Annotated in this window: 13 protein-coding genes; 8 read left to right on the top strand and 5 right to left on the bottom strand. The window is 61.0% G+C overall.

Annotated elements, in window-relative coordinates:
• Positions 1 to 120 precede the first annotated feature (120 nt).
• Genes CXF97_RS16220 through CXF97_RS16210 form a run of 3 tightly spaced genes read right to left on the bottom strand, consistent with a single transcriptional unit; the run spans position 121 to position 1,496 of the window.
• Positions 121 to 336, bottom strand: a complete 216-nt coding sequence (locus tag CXF97_RS16220) for a DUF1289 domain-containing protein (RefSeq protein WP_101159353.1) — start codon at positions 334 to 336, stop codon at positions 121 to 123.
• Positions 333 to 857 (bottom strand): gamma carbonic anhydrase family protein, encoded by a 525-nt coding sequence (locus CXF97_RS16215; protein WP_101159352.1) that lies wholly within the window; start codon positions 855 to 857, stop codon positions 333 to 335. The genes CXF97_RS16220 and CXF97_RS16215 overlap by 4 nt, the downstream gene beginning before the upstream one ends.
• A gap of 39 nt (positions 858 to 896) precedes the next feature.
• On the bottom strand, positions 897 to 1,496 hold the full coding sequence (locus CXF97_RS16210) for a CoA pyrophosphatase (protein ID WP_039759145.1): 600 nt from the start codon (positions 1,494 to 1,496) through the stop codon (positions 897 to 899).
• A 147-nt stretch (positions 1,497 to 1,643) separates the two neighbouring features.
• Between CXF97_RS16210 and CXF97_RS16205 the strand changes: the two genes are divergently transcribed.
• The 8 genes from CXF97_RS16205 (at position 1,644) to CXF97_RS16170 (ending at position 16,222) form a co-directional block, all read left to right on the top strand.
• Entirely contained in the window at positions 1,644 to 2,198 is a 555-nt protein-coding gene (locus CXF97_RS16205; protein ID WP_101159351.1) for an NUDIX hydrolase, read from the top strand.
• Positions 2,199 to 2,272: 74 nt separating this feature from the next.
• Entirely contained in the window at positions 2,273 to 2,788 is a 516-nt protein-coding gene (locus CXF97_RS16200) for a murein L,D-transpeptidase family protein (protein ID WP_042606909.1), read from the top strand.
• A gap of 281 nt (positions 2,789 to 3,069) precedes the next feature.
• Positions 3,070 to 3,801 (top strand): GntR family transcriptional regulator, encoded by a 732-nt coding sequence (locus CXF97_RS16195; protein WP_101159350.1) that lies wholly within the window; start codon positions 3,070 to 3,072, stop codon positions 3,799 to 3,801.
• Between the two features lie 24 nt (positions 3,802 to 3,825).
• Positions 3,826 to 4,932, top strand: coding sequence for an N-acetylglucosamine-6-phosphate deacetylase (nagA, locus tag CXF97_RS16190; protein ID WP_101159349.1), 1,107 nt, complete (start codon positions 3,826 to 3,828; stop codon positions 4,930 to 4,932).
• A complete protein-coding gene (locus CXF97_RS16185; protein ID WP_101159348.1) occupies positions 4,913 to 5,935 on the top strand; it encodes an SIS domain-containing protein in 1,023 nt (340 codons plus the stop codon). Before nagA ends, CXF97_RS16185 begins: the two co-directional genes overlap by 20 nt.
• A 141-nt stretch (positions 5,936 to 6,076) precedes the next feature.
• Complete coding sequence (gene ptsP, locus CXF97_RS16180) at positions 6,077 to 8,590, top strand: phosphoenolpyruvate--protein phosphotransferase (RefSeq protein WP_101159347.1); 2,514 nt, start codon at positions 6,077 to 6,079, stop codon at positions 8,588 to 8,590.
• A gap of 34 nt (positions 8,591 to 8,624) precedes the next feature.
• Positions 8,625 to 10,340, top strand: coding sequence for an N-acetylglucosamine-specific PTS transporter subunit IIBC (gene nagE, locus CXF97_RS16175; RefSeq protein WP_101159346.1), 1,716 nt, complete (start codon positions 8,625 to 8,627; stop codon positions 10,338 to 10,340).
• 146 nt (positions 10,341 to 10,486) lie between these two features.
• Positions 10,487 to 16,222, top strand: coding sequence for a membrane-targeted effector domain-containing toxin (locus tag CXF97_RS16170; RefSeq protein ID WP_101159345.1), 5,736 nt, complete (start codon positions 10,487 to 10,489; stop codon positions 16,220 to 16,222).
• A gap of 413 nt (positions 16,223 to 16,635) precedes the next feature.
• Here the strand turns inward: CXF97_RS16170 and CXF97_RS16165 are convergent, their stop codons facing one another.
• Both CXF97_RS16165 and purL read right to left on the bottom strand, forming a co-directional pair.
• The gene (locus CXF97_RS16165; RefSeq protein ID WP_101159344.1) at positions 16,636 to 16,947 is read right to left on the bottom strand and encodes a YqfO family protein; all 312 of its coding nucleotides are present in this window, start codon (positions 16,945 to 16,947) and stop codon (positions 16,636 to 16,638) included.
• A gap of 5 nt (positions 16,948 to 16,952) precedes the next feature.
• A complete protein-coding gene (gene purL / locus CXF97_RS16160; protein WP_101159343.1) occupies positions 16,953 to 20,849 on the bottom strand; it encodes a phosphoribosylformylglycinamidine synthase in 3,897 nt (1,298 codons plus the stop codon).
• Between the last annotated feature and the right edge of the window lie 172 nt (positions 20,850 to 21,021).

Genomic DNA, 21,021 nt, shown 5'->3' with positions numbered 1-21,021 from the left:
CAGGCCGTGTTGTGAGCCAATAAGAAGTAGTGAATGTACTGGCCTCTTCGCGAGCAAGCCCGCTCCTACATGAGATCTCATTCCAACTGTGGGAGCGGGCTTGCTCGCGAAAGCGGTGATTCAGGCGCCGGATTTTCCGGGGGTCATCCAAACCAGCCCGCTCGCTTTCGCCCGCTCATGACACAACCCCAGCACCACGCGGCGCTCGTCACTGCTCATGCGGCCCCAACGGGTGATCTCTGCGACCGTGCGCTGGCAGCCGGTGCAAATATCGTCCTCATCCAGCGCGCAGATATTCACACACGGCGAGGCGACTGGTCGTTCAACAGCGGTCATTGTTCTTGCTCGACCAGATCGCGGGCGTAACGCTGCGAGTTATGCACATAGTGCGCGGCGCTGGCTTCAAGCATCTTTTTCTGCGCCTCGGTCAGTTCGCGCACAACCTTGCCCGGCGAGCCCATGACCAGCGAACCGTCGGGAATTTCCTTGCCTTCGCCGATCAGCGAGTTGGCGCCGATGATGCAGTTCTTGCCGATCTTCGCGCCGTTGAGAATCACTGCGTTGATGCCGATCAGGCTGTAATCGCCGACCGTGCAGCCGTGGAGCATCGCGTTGTGGCCGATGGTCACGCCGGTACCGATGGTCAGTGGATAGCCCATGTCGGTGTGCATCACCGTACCGTCCTGCACATTGCTGTTCTTGCCGATGAGGATCAGTTCGTTATCGCCGCGCAATACGGCGTTGAACCAGACATTGGCGCCCTCTTCCAGGCGGACCTTGCCCACCAGCACGGCATTGGGCGCGACCCAGCTCTGTGGATGGGTGTCGACACGGGCGTCGCCCAGGCGGTATTTCATCTTGTTTTCCTCGGGGCTCACGGCCGTTCGAACGACGGCTCAGGTATCGATAAAGCTTTTCGGCGGTCGGTGCAGGCTGATTCTGGCGTCATAGAGCAGGTTGATCAACTCGACGATCATGATTGCCGTCAGGCCCCAGATCTTGTACTCGCCGAAGCGATAGCTCGGCACGTACCAACTGCGGCCCTGATAGTCGATGCGATGGGTGTGCTCGCGCGGGTCCTTGCGGAAGAATTCCAGTGGAACGCTGAAGACGGCGGCGATTTCAGCATCATTTGGCTGGTATTCGACAAAGTCTGGAATCACCCCGACATACGGCGTTACCTTGATGCCGTGCAGGGAAATCAGTGGACTGAGCGGGCCAATGACTTCGACCAGGCCCGGCGGCAAACCGATTTCTTCTTCGGCTTCACGCAGCGCGGTGAATATGAGGTCCGGATCTTCCGGGTCGCGGCGACCTCCGGGGAAGGCGACTTCGCCGCCGTGGGTCGAAAGCCCGCTGGCGCGCAGCGTCAGGACCAGTTCCGGTTCGTCACTGCGGGTGATCGGTACCAGCACGGCGGCTTCGGGAAAACGTGCGTCGGTCTCCAGCGTGCGCGGTGTGTGGTTGCTTACCCTATGCAGTAGCTCGTCCAGCATGAGTGTTCTCGATCGGTGCCTTGCTCCGCATCATGCACCAATCAAAGCGAGCGCCCAAGCCCCTGAAAGCCGCCGTGTCGCGAAACGACAACTTGCCGACCGGCCCCGCTGCACGCCAAGATAGGCGCAGCATTCAGGAACCTCAGCATGAAATTTTGCAGCCACTGCGGTAACCCGGTCACCCAGCGCATTCCCGAAGGCGATTCGCGGCTGCGATATGTCTGCGAAAGCTGTCAGACCATTCACTATCAGAATCCCAATATCGTCGCCGGGTGCGTGCCGACCTGGGGCCGCCAGGTGCTGCTCTGTCGCCGCGCCATCGAGCCGCGCCTCGGTTACTGGACCCTGCCTGCCGGGTTCATGGAAAACGGCGAGACCATCGAGCAGGCAGCCATCCGCGAAACCGCCGAAGAAGCCTGCGCCCGGGTGCGCAACCTGAGCATCTACACGCTGATCGACGTGCCGCACATCAGCCAGGTGCATGTGTTCTTTCGCGCCGAACTGGCCGATCTGGAGTTTGCCGCCGGCCCCGAAAGCCTCGAAGTGCAGTTGTTCGACGAAGCCGACATCCCTTGGGACGAGCTGGCTTTCCGCACGGTCGGGCGTACCTTAGAATGCTTCTTCGCTGATCGGCGCATCGAGAACTACCCGGTGCGTTCGGAATCGATCCCGCCACTGGTGCAGCCGGTCATTGTTGGCTAGAAGATCAAAAGATCGCAGCCTTCGGCAGCTCCTACCTAAAACCTGATTGCGTCACTCCTTGGGGAATCGTTTCAATGCGCTGGTTGCTTGCCTTGTTCTGCCTGTCGTTCGTCAGCGTTTCGCAAGCGTCATTCGTGACCACCGTGACGCCGTCGAATACGCCACTGATCGAAAAAGTCCTGGTACTGAAATCGGCCCACCAACTGCAGTTGATTGCCGACGGCAAGCCGCTGAAGACCTATCGCATTTCCTTGGGCAAGGGCGCGAAGAAAGGGCCGAAACTGATCGAGGGCGACAAACGCACGCCGGAAGGTTTCTATTGGATCGACTGGCGCAAGACCAGCGAGAAATTCAACCTGTCGATGCACATCTCCTACCCGAACATCAGCGATGCCGCCCGCGCTCGCCGTGAAGGGGTCGAGCCCGGCGGGATGATCATGATCCACGGCACCCCGGACTCGGAAGACAATCCGGAACAGCTGTTTCACACCCTCGACTGGACCGACGGCTGCATCGCCATGCGCAACGTCGACATGCGTGAAGTGTGGAATCTGGTGCCGGACGGCACGATGATCGAGATTCGCCCGTAACCTCGACCGCTGGTCAGCGCAAAAAAATAAATCAAAAGATCGCAGCCGTCGGCAGCTCCTACAGGGTTGATACCACTTCCCACTGTAGGAGCTGCCGAAGGCTGCGATCTTTTGCTTTTCAACGTCCACCACTAATACCACTTAAGACCACCACCCCCTGAAGCCCCGATATTCGCGGGTTACAAGCCATTTACCTGCGTTGACATGGTATTCAAGTGGTATTAGCTTCCGTCGCACAAGCGAGCCACAAAAATCCCATACTCGCGACGGAAACGACCTACATGAACGACCTTCAAACCCTACGTCCCGACGACTCCCAGCCGACGCCGCTGTACTTGCAACTGGCGCGCAACCTGGAAGCGGCGATTCACGCCGGGCAATGGAAGGCGGAACAGGCGATGCCGTCCGAACGCAACCTCAGCGACCAGCTCGGTATTTCCCGTGTTACCGCGCGCAAGGCTTTGGAGGTTTTGCTCGATCAAGGCCTGATCCGCCGCCTGCAAGGCTCCGGCACGTTCATCACCCCCCGCCTGGAGCAACCGCTGTCGCGTCTTTCCGGCTTCAGCGAGATGCTGCGCCTCAAAGGTTTCGTGCCGAGTTCAAAATGGCTGGAGCGGGAAATCAGCCTGCCGACCCACGAAGAACTGATCCGTCTTGGCCTGTCGCCGAACGACAAGGTGGCGCGCATGAAGCGCCTGCGCAAAGCCGATGACACGGTGATGGCCATCGAGATGAGCACCCTGCCCGCCTCGATCATGCCCAAGCCACAAGCGGTGGGCGATTCGCTCTACGAATACCTCGACGGCATCGGCAAACCGATCGTCCGCGCCTTGCAGCACATTCAGGCGATCAATGCTTCGGACGAATTCGCCGCGCTGGTCGGCATCGCCCCCGGCACCGCCATGCTGCTGATGACCCGGGTCGGCTATCTGGAAGACAACACGCCGATCGAAGTCACCGACACCTATTGCCGCAACGACTACTACGACTTTGTAGCAGAGCTGCGCCGCTGAGCGCGGCCCCAAGCGAGAACGAAAATGTCCGAAGACAACATCCTCACCGCCAGCGGCTGGGTTCGCGGCCGGCTGATTCACGAACACGGCAAGGTCGTGTCGATCGAAGGCGTTCCCTGCGATCCGGCTGATAACGCTCTGCCCTATCTACTGCCGGGTTTCATCGACCTGCATGTGCATGGCGGTGGCGGCAAAGACATCATGGAAGGCGCCGAAGCCTTCGAAACCATCAGCAAAACCCACGTGCGTTTTGGCACGACGTCGCTGCTGGCCACGACCATGACCGCGCCAAGCGCCGAGATTTCCAGGGTCTTGAAAGAGGTAGGCGAATTCTGCGAGCAGCGTCCGCAAGGCGCCGCGCGAGTGCTTGGCGTGCACCTTGAAGGCCCGTACATCAACCCCGGCAAACTCGGCGCACAACCGAACTTCGCCCACACCGCGTTGATGGCCGAAGTCGAAGAATATCTGGCGCTGGCGCCGATCCGCGTGATTACGATCGCCCCGGAAATCGCCGGCCATGACGCATTGATCCGTGAGCTGAGCAGCCGTGGCATTCGCATGCAGATCGGCCACACCCTCGGCAGCTACGAGGAAGGCGTCGCGGCGCTGGCTGCCGGCGCCAGCAGTTTCACTCACCTGTATAACGCGATGAGCCCGCTGCATCACCGCGAGCCGGGCATCGTCGGCGCGGCACTGGCCCACGCCAAATACGCCGAGCTGATTCCCGATCTGCTGCACGTGCACCCCGGCGCCATTCGCGTGGCCCTGCGTTCGATCCCCTGCCTGTATTGCGTCACCGATTCGACCGCCGCCGCCGGCATGCCCGACGGTGAATACAAGCTCGGCAGCCACACCGTGACCAAATGCCTGGGCGGCGTGCGGCTGCCCGACGGCACGCTGGCCGGCAGCACCCTGACCATGGATCAGGCCCTGCGCAATCTGGTCAAGATCGGTTTGCCGATCAGCGAAGCCTCGCAGCGTCTGTCGCAATTTCCCGCCGACTACCTCGGCATTACCGAACGCGGGCGCCTTGCCCCCGGCGCCTGGGCCGACTGCGTACGGCTCGATCGCTCACTCACACTGACCGCCGTCATGGTCGAAGGAGAAGACATTGACTTCAAAAATGCTTGAAGAGGCGCTGTCCTCGTTCGAAGCCGTGCAAGCGCAACTGCAACAGCTCGACGCGCCGATGATCGAGATCGCCGGGCGCCTGCGCCGGCAGCCGCCGCAAGTGGCGATGACCGTCGCCCGTGGCAGCTCCGACCACGCGGCGAGCTACTTCGCCTACCTGACGATGCAGCAACTGGGCGTGCCCGTGGCCTCGTTGCCGATGTCGGTGGTGACCATGCAGCAGGCGCCATTGAAGGTCAGCGGTCAGGTCGCCTTTGCGTTTTCGCAGTCGGGGCAGAGCCCGGATCTGGTCAACAGCCTGCGCCTGTTGCGCAAACGTGGCGCGCTCAGCGTGTCGATGGTCAACGCCGCCGATTCGCCACTGGAAGCGGCGTGTGAATTCAGCGTGCCACTGCTCGCCGGGACTGAAAGTAGCGTCGCCGCGACCAAGAGTTTTATCGCCACCCTCAGCGCCAGCGCGCGTTTGATCGCGCACTGGAAAGAGGACAGCGAATTGCTGCAAGCCCACGATGCGCTGCCAGAAGGCCTGCGCGAAGCGGCGAAACAGGACTGGAGCGTGGCCATCGAAGCGCTGCGCGATTGTGAACGCCTGATGGTGATCGGCCGTGGCGCCGGTTTCGCGATTGCCCAGGAAGCGGCGCTGAAGTTCAAGGAAACCTCGGCGATTCAGGCCGAAGCGTTCAGCAGCGCCGAAGTCCGTCACGGCCCGATGGCACTGATCGACGAACACTATCCGCTGCTGATCTTCGCTCCTCGCGGCGCGGAACAGCCCGGCCTGCTGAGCCTGGCGGCGGACATGCGCCAACGCGGCGCCCGGGTCTTGCTCGCCGCGCCGGATGACGTCAGCGAACGCGACCTGACCCTGACCCGCGCCGAACACCCGGCCCTCGACCCGATTCTGGCGATCCAGAGTTTCTACGTGATGGCCGCAGGCCTGGCTGTAGCGCGGGGCATGGACCCGGATCAGCCGCGCCATCTGAGCAAAGTGACCCGCACGCATTGATAGCGGCGAAGGACGTAACTCTATGTAGGAGCTGCCGAAGGCTGCGATCTTTTGATTTTGATTCACAAAAAACAAGATCAAAAGATCGCAGCCTTCGGCAGCTCCTACAAGGATCAGCGAAATTACTGATGAGACCCAGCCATGCCCGACAACAATAAAGAGCTGACCCTCAGCGCCCCGCTCAGCGGCCCGGTACTGACGCTCGCCAACGTCCCGGACGCGGTGTTCGCCAGTGGCGCGATGGGCGACGGCATCGCCATCGACCCGCTCAACGACACGCTGTATTCGCCCTGCGCCGGCGTGGTCATCCACGTCGCGCGCAGCAGCCACGCGGTGACCGTGCGCGCCGACAACGGCGCGGAAATCCTTTTGCATTTGGGCCTTGATACCGTTGAGCTCAATGGCGAAGGTTTCGCCATGCTGGTCAGGGAAAGCGATCGCGTCAGCCTCGGTCAGCCGCTGCTGCGTTATGACCTGGACAAGGTCGGCCAGCACTGCAAAAGCTTGGTCAGCCTGTTGATCCTGACCAACAGCGCGGATTTTCAAGTGCGGCCGATTACCCTCAAAGCGGTGAAAGTCGGCGAGCCGTTGCTGCACGTCATCGCGCGCAATGTGGTGGCGGCGAATACCGATATGACCGGTGGGCCCGAGGCTCGTGGCCAGGTGCGCGTCGCTCATCGCGGCGGCTTGCATGCGCGCCCGGCTGCACTGATCCGACAGACCGCGCAGGGTTTCAACAGCCATTCACAGCTGCACTTCAACGGCAAATCGGCGCCGTGCAACAGCCTGATCGGTTTGATGGGGCTGGCCATTGGTGAGCAGGATGAGGTGCAGGTCAGTTGTCAGGGGCCGGACGCCGATGCCGCGCTGCAAGCCTTGCTCAGCGCACTGGCCACCGCACTGCCGGAGGATCATCACGCGCAAGCGCCGGTCAGCACTGCGGCGCTGAAACGCCCGGCCGAGACCGGCGTACTGCACGGCGTTTGCGCGGCGCCGGGGCTGGTCGCCGGGCCGTTGTTTCACTTGAACGCGATCACCTTGCCGGCGGATGCGGGCAATCACGATCCCGTGCAACAGCAGCAGATTCTTGAAACGGCATTGAACGCAGTGCGCAGCGAAATCGCCGCCACCCTCGCCCAGGCGAAAAAGCACAAAAGCGCCGACGAAGAAGCGATCTTCGCCGCGCACATAGCGCTGCTCGAAGACCCCGCCCTGCTTGACGCGGCGCAGCATTTCATCGAGCACGGCACTGCAGCGACGCACGCCTGGAGTCGGTCGATCGAGGCGCAGTGCGACATGCTCCAAGGCACCGGCAGTCCGCTGCTGGCCGAGCGCGCCAACGATTTGCGCGACCTCAGGCAACGCGTCCTGCGCGCGTTGCTCGGCGAGGCGTGGCAATACCAGGTGCCGGCCGGCGCCATCGTCGCCGCGCAGGAACTGACGCCATCGGATCTGCTGCAACTGAGCGCGCAAGGTGTCGCCGGGTTGTGCATGGCCGAGGGCGGCGCGACCTCGCATGTAGCAATCCTGGCTCGCGGCAAAGGCCTGCCGTGCATCGTCGCTTTGGGCGCGCTATTGCTCGAACAACCGCAAGATCAGGCCGTCGTGCTCGACGCGGACGGCGGTCGTCTTGAGCTGACGCCGAATGCGCAACGTCTGGCCGACGTGCAACAGGCGCAAGTCGAGCGCCAGCAGCGCCGCGACAGCCAACACGCCAAAGCGCATTTGCCCGCCGAAACCCGCAATGGCGTGCACATCGAAGTGGCCGCCAATGTTGCCTCCAGCAGCGAAGCGGCAGATGCCTTTGCCAACGGTGCCGATGGCGTCGGCCTGTTGCGCACCGAGTTTCTCTTCGTCGATCGGCAAACTGCCCCGGATGTCGAAGAACAGCGCAGCAGCTACCAAGCGGTTCTCGACAACATGGGCGACAGGTCGGTAATCATCCGCACCATCGACGTCGGCGGCGACAAGCAACTCGAGTATTTGCCGCTGCCTGCCGAAGCCAACCCGGTGCTTGGTCTGCGCGGCATTCGTCTGGCGCAGGCGCGCCCGGAAATCCTCGACCGGCAACTTCGTGCACTGCTACAGGTTCGCCCGTTGCGCCGCTGCCGGGTCCTCCTGCCGATGGTCACCGAAGTGGATGAGCTGCTGCAGATTCGTCAGCAAGTCGATGCATTGTGCGTGGAACTGAACATCACTGAGCGCCCGGAAATCGGCGTGATGATCGAAGTCCCCGCCGCCGCGCTGCAAGCCGAACAACTGGCCGAACACGCCGACTTTCTCTCGATCGGCACCAACGATCTGTCGCAATACACCCTGGCCATGGACCGCGACCATGCCGGGCTGGCGGCACGGGTCGATGCCCTGCACCCGGCATTGCTTCGGCTGATCGCCATGACGTGCGAAGGCGCGGCGGTGCACAAGCGCTGGGTCGGCGTCTGCGGCGCCCTCGCCTCCGATCCGCTGGCGACGCCGGTGCTGATCGGCCTCGGCGTCACCGAGCTGTCGGTAAGCCCGGTGCAGATCGGTGAGATCAAGGATCGCGTGCGCCAATTGCACGAAGCCGAATGTCAGCGCCTGAGCCGCGACCTGCTCAAGCTGTCCAGCGCCGCCGCCGTGCGTCATGCCTGCCGTCAGCACTGGCCGTTGCCCTAACAACAAGCTCTCGTTAAAGAGCAGGAGAACCACCATGTATCAACTCTTCATCGAAGGCTTGCAACGCCTGGGCCGCGCACTGATGCTGCCCATCGCAATCCTGCCGATTGCCGGCCTGCTGCTGCGCCTGGGCGACACTGACCTGTTGAACATCGCGATCATTCACGATGCTGGACAGGTGATCTTCGCCAATCTGGCGATGATTTTTGCCATCGGTATCGCCGTCGGTTTCGCCCGGGACAACAACGGCACCGCCGGTCTGGCCGGGGTGATCGGATATCTGGTGATGATCTCGACCCTGAAGGTCCTCGATTCGACCATCAACATGGGCATGCTCGCCGGGATCGTCAGCGGCCTGTTGGCCGGCGCGCTGTACAACCGCTTCAAGGACATCAAGCTGCCGGAGTATCTGGCGTTCTTCGGTGGCCGCCGTTTTGTGCCGATTGTCACCGGGTTTGCGGCGGTCGGCCTGGGCGTGGTGTTCGGCTATATCTGGCCGCCAATCCAGCAGGGCATCAACGCTTTCGGCGCGCTGATGATGGAAAGCGGCAGCATCGGCGCCTTCGTCTTCGGCGTGTTCAACCGTTTGCTGATCGTTACTGGTCTGCACCATATCCTCAACAACATGGCGTGGTTCGTGTTCGGCAACTTCACTGATCCGACCACCGGCGCACTGGTGACCGGCGATCTGTCGCGTTATTTCGCCGGCGACCCGAAGGGCGGCCAGTTCATGACCGGGATGTTCCCGATGATGATCTTCGGCCTGCCGGCGGCGTGCCTGGCGATGTACCGCAACGCCCTGCCGGAGCGGCGCAAAGTGATGGGCGGGATTTTCCTGTCGATGGCGCTGACCTCATTCCTGACCGGGGTGACCGAGCCGATCGAATTCGCTTTCATGTTCCTCGCACCGCTGTTGTTCCTCCTGCACGCGTTGCTGACCGGCTTGTCGATGGCGATCACCAATGGCTTGAACGTCCACCTCGGCTTCACTTTCTCCGGTGGCTTTATCGACATGATTCTCGGCTGGGGTCGCTCGACCAATGGCTGGCTGGTGATTCCAGTCGGGCTGGCTTATGCGGTCATCTATTACTGCGTTTTCGATTTCTGCATCCGTCGTTTCAATCTGAAAACACCGGGGCGCGAGGATGTGGCGGTCGCCGAGCAAGCCGTACTCACCGAGAACGAGCGCGCCAGTGCCTATATCAAGGCTTTGGGCGGCGCCGAAAATCTGCTGACGGTGGGCGCTTGCACGACACGGTTGCGCCTGGAAATGGTCGATCGCAACAAGGCGCTGGACAGCGAGTTGAAAGCACTCGGCGCGATGGCCGTGGTTCGCCCCGGCAAGGGCGGCAGTTTGCAGGTGGTGGTCGGGCCGCTGGCCGACAGCATTGCCGATGAAATTCGCCAGGCCTTGCCGACCTTGGGTCGTGCCCCGATCACCTCGCCGACGGCGGTTATCGATGAGCCGAAATCGTTGGCAATCGCCAGTGCTGAGGCGCAGCAATGGCTGAAAGCGTTAGGCGGTGGCGACAATGTGCTGCAGCTCGATTGCATCGCGCTGACCCGGATTCGTCTGCAACTGGCCGATGGTGAGGCGTTGTCCGAGACGCAGCTCAACGCGCTGGGTTGTCTGGGCGTCAGCCAACTGCAGGGCGGGGTATGGCATTTGCTGGTCGGAGACAAGGCAGCGAGTCTGAGTGAAGCAATCGGGCGCTTGGCGAGTCGTCGGGAGATCAGCACGCAAGCTTGATTTCAAGTGTCACGACGGGCCTCTTCGCGAGGGGGCTCGTTCTCCTCGCAACGAGGTCTTCGCCAAAAAACGCTACATATATACCACCCCGCAAAACACCCTCATCGCCATGCTGGACCCTCATCCCCAGCCTGGAGAAAGTGCCCATGAGCACGCCCACAGCCCCCACCCCCGACGAGATCAGAAGTGATCTCAACCAGATCGGCAACTACCTGTTCCAGACACCCGATCCCTTACTGCCCGAACACCCACCGAGCACCGAACAGGCCTACCTGAAAAAGCTCAACGAGCAGCTGATAACCTACCGCACCGGCTACCTGCAACGCAGCCGCGCGCTCTACCAGACGCTGGAAACCAGCGACCTGCAAAGCGTCGCAGGCAAAAAGCTCATCGCGACGCTGAAGATCCGCCTCAACACCCAACTGATCAACATGAACCTGCGCGACCAGATCGACGGCAAACCGGCGAAAACCTTCCTGAACTACGATGCCGGATTCACCGCCATCGGCCACGAAGCGCGGCAAGCCGTCAGTGATCGCCTGCTCCATCCGCAAGCCGGCGAACTGCTGAATAAACTCGATCTGGGACCGATGCTGCGTCCTGCCATTCATGCACTGCAATTCAGCTATCAGAGCACCACGGTCGACCTGGCCGGCGCGTTTGTCGTTACGGAAAAGGACAGCCCGCGGGTCATCGGTCTGTCGACAGACCAGAGCGTCGGCTACGCCGTACTGTTCACCCCGGCACGAGGCCTTGAGCTCTTCGATTCTCTGGCCGATCTGGACAGCCACCTGCGCACGTCGCTGACATCGCGCAGCGGCCACGACGAGTTCATGCGATTACTGCCGACGGGCTACCACGATGTCGGTGCCGCAGGAATCTGGCCGCTGTCGCTCGCGCCAATCGACAGCAAACCGTTGTTCGAATATACCTACGACGCATTGATTGAAAAGCGCACGCAGGATATCGAGCGCGCCTTGAGCTTCGCCGACAACCCACAGCAAGACCCAACGCTATTGCTCGCAGCGCTTGAAAAGGCGATCGCCGCTGCCCTGCCGGATCTGACGCGGCGCCTGGAGCTACGCGCACAAACCTTGTTCGAACGCCACCTTCGCTACAGCGCACCGGATTGGTACCGCAGCGCCAGCACGGCACGGCAAACCGAACTGGCCGAGCACTTGAGCAACTATCAGCAGGCGCGGCAACACTTGCTCGATCTGATGGGACCGGTGGGCACTCTGGAGGCGCTGGCGCGCCAGCAATGGCTGGAACGCCTGAGCGATGATCTGGAAATTGACGATCTCGAACCGGAAAAACTGCAGATCAGCACTGACCGCCGAGTGCCGGGCTATGGCGTTTATATACATCAATACAATCTGCTCGAGCTGTCCTTGCGCGGCCCACACACGGGTGATGAATTGCCGGGTTCGCAATTCCTCAGCCACACCACTCTGACGTATGACGGCGCGCGCTTGCCGGAAAGTCATGCTGACCTGACACCGGCATGGCTGGTCAAACAGGCCATAAGCCTGGAGCCCCGCGTCGACTTCAATCACCTGCAAAAAGAGATGCACGCCGGCGCCGCCATCAAACCCGCCCTTGAGCGAATGCTCGATCAACGCATCCTCGCCCTCGCCCATACGGCTGTACTGCAAGGTCACCTGCTCGTCAGTGATTTGCCACTGATCCAGCGCTTGCGCAGTGGCGGCGATCCGCAGCTGCGCGCCGCGACCCTGTCGCTGCACGGCGCACAATTGCAGGATTTGTGGGTACTGCGTCAGAGCGATGCCAGCGGCACCATCAAGCGCATCTTGCTGTGCACGCCACAAGCCCCACGCGAGCAACAGTTTCAGGCCTTCGACAGTGAACGTGAATGCCAGACCCACCTATTGGGCTGGGCGAAGCATAGCGACACCGCCGACAGCATGGCCGGTTACCTGATCAACCGCGCACCAATGCGCTTTCGCCCAACGCTACACAAAGTACTGGCGGGCCTGAGCTTCAAGCCTGACGCGCTGGAGCACCGAAAGGTGACCTTTGATAACTGTGGCGACCATCTCGCTTGCCTGAAAGCGATGGCCGAACACGTGCTGGCTACGCGCGTTGACGACTATGACTGGAGCACGCCCCTGTGGTATCGCTCGACCACTGCTGCCAATCGTCGAAAACTGTCGACCCTGAGCGAAGATGCCGAAGGCGCGTTGCGTGCATTCAACCGGCACGCCTTGTCCGGCAGTCATTTTCCGTCATTTGACGACTACGTACACGAGCAAGCCAAAATCAGTCTGAATCGTCTGCTCAAGCGCCCGGCCAACGATGTCGACCCGGATACCGTCTGGGCATATGCGCCAATGTCCATCGTGCCCTCATTGACCCCCAAACCGCTGTCGTACACCCAGCTGTACCGCGACGGCTATGCCGACGGCGTCGGTTTTCTCGATGAGAAATTCTCCCGCTCGGCCCGTTTCAAAGGCCCGCCAGGCATCGACGTCAGCAGCCTCACCGCACAGAACGTTGCACGCTCGGTCACGGGCGTGTGGATCGGCCAACGTTATACCAACAAGGTCAAGAGTGATCTGCAAAGTTCGACGAGCGAAGGCTATGAGTTCAGGCGCAATGCGACATTGGCGATCACTCAGCGCCAGATGAAAAGCGCCGCGCTGGAATCTCAACTGCAAGGCCATATCGCCAGCAGCGATCTGCAATGGCTGGAGCAGAGCATCACCAGCATGGACGAAAGCGCTGGCACCACTCGCACGCAATACCCGATTCATCGCTTGATGATCGACGGCGAATGGGTGATGGATGCGTGGCTGTTCAGCCATGCCGATGACCCGGTTCTGCTGTATACCCCGGACGCGCCCGACGGTGTCAGGTTTCGCGAAGCACGCCTGTTCAACTATTTGCTTCAGCAGCAGGCCGGCATGATCGAATACCTCACGTCTCGGGTTGGCGTGAGTGCACAGACGCGCGTACGGACGTTCCTTGAGAACGCTAAAAAACAGCTCCCCGAAAACCTCAATAAAACGACGCCCAGCCCGGCACGCTACGATTCAACACCGGCCACCGCTGCCGTCAGCGATCTGCGCTCGGCGCTTTACAACATGAAGCTGCAACGGCGGATCGACAACGTCGATGCCACTACCAGCAGTCGCGCCGAAATGATCGCTGGCCTGATCTGGACAACGGTGGAATGGATCGCCGCCGTTGCCACTGCGCCCTTTCCGCTGTTGAGCCTGAGCACCGGTCTGCTACTGGCCTTCAAGGACGCCATGCTCGCGCTGCACGCTTATCGTCAGGGTGAGCATGGCGAAGCCTTCCAGCATTTGCTCGGTTATCTGTTCAACAGCACCGGCGCGGTACTGACCGATTTGCGCCCCGCCCTGCGTTCACTCAAACCCGTGCATCGGCCGTTGCGCCAAGCAATCGCCACCGCCAGCAACGAACAGCAGAACGTGGTGACGCTGATCAATCAGGTCGAGCCCCAACCCGAGTGGAACGACATGCGTGTGGTGGTTTTCAGAAGTCAGCTTTACTACACGGGGAAAAATCCCGACGCACTCGGACGCCATTTGCTTTATATACCAAAGCCGAACTCCCCTGACCTCGTTTCGACCGGCATCCTGGTGGTGCCCAACGCAAAGGGCATGATGGTGCGCAGCGGAATGACCGGCGGCGCGCCAAAGTACGATGCCGTGCCCGAGACTCCTGGCCCGCACAAGGATTATGGCGTGGCGGACAAGTATCGCCAGCGCGTCGAAACAGTGATGAATCCGCAAAACCGGGAAAACATCATCCTGCGCAGCCAGGACTACATGGGTACCAATCCCCACGTGATCTTGTTCGGTGCGGCCGAGGAACTCGCCTCGACACGCACCGCCTACCTGTTACAGGTCGAAAAACTCACCACCGATGCCACACGTCATTTCGCCGAACTCGCCCCCCTGCCCGCTCGGGCCGAAGTCCCGGCCGTTGCTGCCGATACTTCAATTGCACAGTTGATCGCCAGCGACGCCCTCAAAGGGAAAAACCTGGTGATCGGCGCCCAGCCAGGCTCTATTGCCAGTAAACAACTGCTGATCGACCATGTCGACGAGCTCGTTGCAAGCGGTTTCAAGCGCCTTTATGTCGAGTATCTGGCGGGGGATGTGTTTTACCCCAAGCTGGAAAAGATGAACAAGGGTGGGACATGGAAGCACATCAAAACCCATCTCAAAGCGGTTGACCGCGCGCTGGGCCACGAGAAGGACGCGTCATACTCGTATCTGGCACTGGTGCGCACAGCCCGGGAAAAGGGCTTGACGATTCATGCACTGGACGCCTCGACCAGTTATCAACTGGAACACGCCATGGTACTGGCCGACCTCTCGCCACTGACCCCACGAAGCAACAGCATCAGAAATTTCTACTCGCACAAGACACTGTCCGCCGACAGCGCTGAAGTAACCGAGGAACGCTGGATCGCCCTCACCGAACAGACACGCATGAGCACCTTCGATAACACGCCTGGCCTGGCCGACCTGCACGATGCCATTGCCGTGCGGGTTGAAGACATCGACCTGTACCAGCCCCAACGTGTCGGACTGGATTCACCAGGTTCAATCGCCGGGGATGCGGCGGCCAAGGGCGATTACCTTGTACAGACACCGACCGCGTACAAGGCACCCCAACCGGTCTTGAAGCCAGCGGAAACTGCCGCTGTGGTTGATCATTTCAGCGACTACGACATTGCTCCGTCACTGCGTGACGACATCGCCCGAATGCTGCATAAACCCTACTCCATGGATTCCCACTACCGCCCGGTGCTCGCAAGTGAGCAAGTGGCCTACGACGCCTTCATTGACAGTCGCAAGCGCCTGGAGAAAAAGGCCCGAGACACGTTTACCGATTACACCCCTCCCGAAGCGCCGATCCTGCCATCGCTCACGTCCGATACTTCGTTCGAGGGTTTTCTACAGCAATTGTCCGAGCGGCGCCTGAACCTGGTGATCGGCGAAGCTCATGGGGATGTTTCGAGCAAAGCGCTGCTGAAGAAGCACATGAAGGGACTCAAGCAAGCCGGTTACGACACGTTGTACGTGGAGCATGTATTGACCGATTTGCATCAGGCCGATCTGAATATCTTTCTACAGACCCAGCGCATGCCGGACAGGCTCAAAACTTATCTGCGCCATCAAGACCGCGGGCATATGCGAGCCTATGAGGGGAACGATACGTACACTGAGGTCTATCAGGCAGCGGCGAAATACAATATCCGCATCAAAGCGCTCGATTGCACAGCGTCTTACCACCTCAAGGGACTTTCGGACGAAGTTGTTTCGCGAAACGAGATGCTCAGCTATTTCGCAACTCAGGTGATCGAGGCCGACCAACTGGCGAACGGGCCGCACAAATGGGTAGCGCTCATTGGCAGTGCGCACACCAATTACAATCTCGGCGTGCCGGGCCTGGCAGACACCCTGTCAGCCGTCAGCCTCCATGTACGCGATACCGCCACTGAGCTCGCCAGAGATATCCACCGCGGCACAGGGCAAATCGTCGCCGACGTGGCTGAAAAGCGCGGTATCCATCACCGCGGCCTGCGAAGCGATTTCCTCATGGAAGTAGCCGTCGCCGGTAAGAAAAAACCAGCCGCGGCGCCATCTGTCAGCCGCAGTAGATTGACCCATCCCGGATTGTTCCTGATCGAATACGAAGGCTCGAGCGGAGCCCGCCTGGTGCATAAATCCAAGACCGGCGACATTGTTGTCACGCCGATCCAGGTGAATGACAAAGGCTTGTTGTTCGTCGATCGTTGGGAGAAGAAAGATCAGGGGTTCAAATACCTGCGCACACTGATCCAAATGCTTGAAACGGACGTGAAGTTGGTGCAGGTGACGTAACGCGGGGCCGCTTGCAGGTTTCGGAAACCACTGGGTTTGCAAGCCCAGTGGTTTTTTTATGCCCTAGAGCTGTGATTGTCCGCAGCGCTTGAGCGGCAGGTGGGAAGGTTGTGCCGATTCAGACATTGCTTTAACAGACTTCAGATCGCCACCCTCACCCTAACCCTCCCAAAATGTCGGACGGCCCGTAGGGAGAGGGTTGGGCTGGCGGCGTTCCGATGAGGGCAGCCACACCCACCATCCAAAGCCAACCACCCGCTTCTAACCACTCAACAATGAGCGCCAGCTCGAGTGCTCTTGATCTTGATCTTGCCACTGCTCGGCTGTAAGGCTATCGCTCACAAAATCGGCGCCAACAAAAAACCCGCAGACAATCACTCATCTGCGGGTTTCCCGTTCAGCCGCCAAAAGGATCAGAAATCCTCCAGCCGCCACACCTCATAAGCCGGCGTCTCATACGGATGGCTCAATTTCAACGCTGCCACAACAGCAACAATCAACTCATCCGTAACGACAAGCTCAACCTTCCATTCCTCGACCCGCTCAACCTGCCCCGCCTCACCAATAAACGGCTGACTGCCATCCAGCGGCCGAAACTGACCCGAGCCAAGCACTTGCCACGCACAGTGGTCGTAGTCACCGATCCGCCCGCCACCGGCAGCGAACACAGCGTCCTTGACCACCTCGACATGACTGTCGGGAACGAAAAATGCGAGCTTGAACACAGGCCTCAGTTCACCCAGACACGGGCATTACGGAACATACGCATCCACGGTGCATCTTCGTTCCAGTCTTCCGAGCGCCACGAGTTCTGCACCGCGCGGAACACCCGCTCCGGGTGCGGCATCATGATCGTCACGCGACCGTCACGGCTGGTAAGGCCGGTAATGCCCCGCGGCGAGCCGTTCGGGTTGGCCGGGTAGGCTTCGGTGACCTTGCCGTGGTTATCGACAAAACGCATCGCCACGCAACCGGACAGATCGGCTTCCAGCAGTGCTTCTTCGCTGGCGAACTCGGCGTGACCTTCACCGTGGGCGATGGCGATCGGCATGCGCGAACCGGCCATGCCCTGCAGGAAGATCGAGTTCGACTCCTGGATCTGCACCATCGCCACGCGCGCTTCGAACTGCTCGGAGCGGTTGCGCACAAAGTGCGGCCAGAACTCGCTGCCCGGGATCAGCTCGTGCAGGTTGGACATCATCTGGCAACCGTTGCACACGCCGAGGGTGAAGCTGTCGTTACGCTCGAAGAAGCCCTGGAACGCATCGCGGGCGCGGCTGTTGAACAGCGCCGACTTGGCCCAGCCCTCACCGGCGCCGAGCACGTCGCCGTAGGAGAAACCGCCGCAGGCCACCAGGCCTTTGAACTCGTTGAGGTCGACACGACCGGCGAGGATATCGCTCATGTGCACATCAATCGCGCTGAAACCGGCGCGGTCGAACGCGGCGGCCATTTCCACCTGACCGTTGACGCCCTGCTCGCGCAGCACGGCAACCTGTGGACGGATGCCTTTCTTGATGTAAGGCGCGGCGACATCCTGGTTGACGTCGTAGCTGAGCTTGACGCTCAGACCCGGGTTGTCTTCTTCCAGCAGCGCGTCGAATTCCTGCTCGGCGCAGTCGGCGTTGTCGCGCAGACGCTGGATCTGGTAACTGGTCTCGGCCCACTGACGCTGCAGCAGACGCCGCTGGCCTTCGAACACGGTGTCACCGTTGAAGGTGATGTTGATCTGGCCATTGTTGATCGGCTGACCGATCACCGACACGCAGTCGCCCAGACCGGCAGCGCTGAATTGCGCGAGGATGTCCGGCGTGGCGTCCTGACGAACCTGGATCACCGCGCCGAGTTCTTCGTTGAACAGGATCGCGGCGATTTCCGAGGCGGATTCGGCAACGCTGTCCAGGTTCAGGCTCAGACCGCAGTGGCCGGCGAAGGCCATTTCCACCACGGAAGTCAGCAGACCACCATCGGAGCGGTCGTGGTAGGCCAGCAGGTGACCGTCGGCGTTGAGGCCCTGGATCACCGCGAAGAAGGCTTTCAGGTCTTCGGCGTCATCGACGTCCGGCGCTTGCTTGCCGAGCTTGCCGTGGACTTGCGCGAGGATCGATGCACCCATGCGGTTCTGGCCGCGACCGAGGTCGATCAGGATCAGGTCGGTGGTGCCCTTGTCCATGCGCAGTTCCGGGGTCAGGGTCTGACGGATGTCAGCCACTGGCGCGAAACCGGTGACGATCAGCGACATCGGCGAGGTGACGGTTTTTTCTTCGCCGTTGTCGTTCCAGCGGGTGGCCATGGACATCGAGTCCTTGCCCACCGGAATGGTGATGCCCAGCTCAGGGCACAGCTCCATGCCGACCGCTTTTACGGTGTCGTACAGACGCGCGTCTTCGCCCGGGTGGCCGGCCGCCGACATCCAGTTCGCCGACAGTTTGATGTCGGAAAGCTTGTTGATGCGCGAGGCGGCAATGTTGGTGATGGTTTCGCCAATCGCCATGCGGCCCGATGCCGGGGCGTCCAGCAGAGCCAGCGGCGTACGCTCGCCCATTGCCATCGCTTCACCGGTGTAGACGTCGAAACTGGTCGCGGTGACGGCAACATCGGCCACCGGCACTTGCCACGGGCCAACCATCTGGTCACGGGCGACGAGGCCGGTGATGGTGCGGTCGCCGATGGTGATCAGGAAGCTCTTGCTCGCCACGGCCGGGTGATGCAGAACGCGTTCGATGGACTCGGTAATGTCGAGGTTCGACGGATCAAAGTCATCACCCAATTCAGCTTCGCGAACCACCGAACGGTGCATGCGCGGGGCCTTGCCCAGCAACACTTCCAGAGGCATGTCCACCGGGTTGTTGCCGAAGTGGCTGTCGGTCACGGTCAGTTGCGGTTCGGCGGTGGCTTCGCCGACGACGGCAAACGGGCAACGCTCGCGTTCGCAGATCGCCTGGAAGCGCTCGAAGTCTTCCGGGCCGACCGCCAGCACGTAACGTTCCTGGGATTCGTTCGACCAGATTTCGTGCGGGGCCATGCCCGGCTCGTCGTTGGGAATGTTGCGCAGTTCGAAACGGCCACCGCGGTCGCCGTCGTTGACCAGTTCCGGGAAGGCGTTGGACAGACCGCCCGCGCCGACGTCGTGGATGAAGCTAATCGGGTTCTTGTCACCGAGTTGCCAGCAACGGTCGATGACCTCCTGGCAGCGACGCTCCATTTCAGGGTTTTCACGCTGCACGGAAGCAAAGTCCAGATCCGCCGAGCTGGTGCCGGTAGCCATCGACGAAGCCGCGCCGCCGCCCAGACCGATCAACATGGCCGGGCCGCCGAGGACGATCAGTTTGGAGCCGACGACGATCTCGCCTTTCTTGACGTGTTCTTCGCGGATATTGCCCATGCCGCCTGCGAGCATGATCGGCTTGTGGTAACCGCGCACTTCGTCACCGTGCGGCGTGCTGATCGCTTGTTCGAAGGTACGGAAGTAGCCAGTCAGGGCCGGACGACCGAATTCGTTGTTGAACGCGGCGCCGCCGAGCGGGCCTTCGATCATGATGTCCAGTGCGGTAACGATGCGCTCAGGCTTGCCATACGGCACTTCCCATGGCTGTTCGAAGCCAGGGATCTGCAGGTTGGATACGGTGAAACCGGTCAGGCCAGCCTTTGGCTTGGCGCCACGGCCAGTTGCACCTTCGTCACGGATCTCGCCGCCGGAACCGGTCGATGCGCCCGGGAACGGGGCGATCGCGGTCGGGTGGTTGTGGGTTTCGACCTTCATCAGGATGTGCACCGGCTCCTGCACCGCACCGTACTGGCGCGTTTCAGGGTTCGGGAAGAAGCGGCCGGCAACGTTGCCGACGATCACCGAAGCGTTGTCCTTGTAAGCGGACAGCACGCCTTCGCTGTGCATCTGATAGGTGTTCTTGATCATGCCGAACAGGCTTTTTTCCTGGCTCTGACCATCGATGTCCCAACTGGCGTTGAAAATCTTGTGACGGCAGTGCTCGGAGTTGGCCTGGGCAAACATCATCAGCTCGATGTCGTGCGGGTTGCGCTTCAAACCGTTGAAGGCGTTGACCAGATAGTCGATCTCGTCTTCGGCCAAGGCCAGGCCCAGCTCGGTGTTGGCCTTTTCCAGCGCGGCGCGGCCGCCACCGAGGATGTCGATCGCGGTCAGCGGCTTCGGTTCGGCGTGGCTGAACAGACCGGCGGCCTGCTCGAGGTTGGCCAGCACGATCTGGGTCATGCGGTCATGCAGTGCGTCCGAAATCAGTTGGGCTTCGGCTTCGCTGAACTCACCGGCGACATAGAAGGCGATACCGCGTTCCAGGCGCAGGACCTTGCTCAGGCCGCAGTTGCGGGCGATGTCGCTGGCCTTGCTCGACCACGGCGAGATGGTGCCGAAACGCGGCAACACCAGAAACAGACGGCCGGTCGGCTCTTGAACCGGAACACTTGGGCCGTACTTCAGAAGGCGCGCTAGCACCTGCTGTTCGTCGCCGGTCAGGACGCCGGTGACTTCGGCGAAGTGAGCGAATTCAGCATACAGGCCACTGACAGCTGGAACCTTCTGGCTCAGTTGCTCAAGGAGTTTGCTGTGGCGAAAGGCAGAAAGGGCAGGAGCGCCGCGCAGGATCAACATCTTCGGGACAGCCTCGGGAAGGGGTGTGCTTTGAGGCCGTGCATTCTAGCCTAAACCGACCTCAACATCACCCGAAACGCTACGCACGGTTGCACTCGGGTAGCAATCTGTGTTTCTGCCTTCGGAGTCAGGTAAATCGGGCGTTTCAGCGCGGCTTATTTTTTATGTAACA

The sequence above is a fragment of the Pseudomonas sp. Choline-02u-1 genome (assembly GCF_002836515.1).
In the GTDB taxonomy this organism is placed as follows: domain Bacteria; phylum Pseudomonadota; class Gammaproteobacteria; order Pseudomonadales; family Pseudomonadaceae; genus Aquipseudomonas.
Note: the sequence above shows the minus strand (reverse complement) of the source record. Positions and strands in the feature narration are given on the sequence as shown.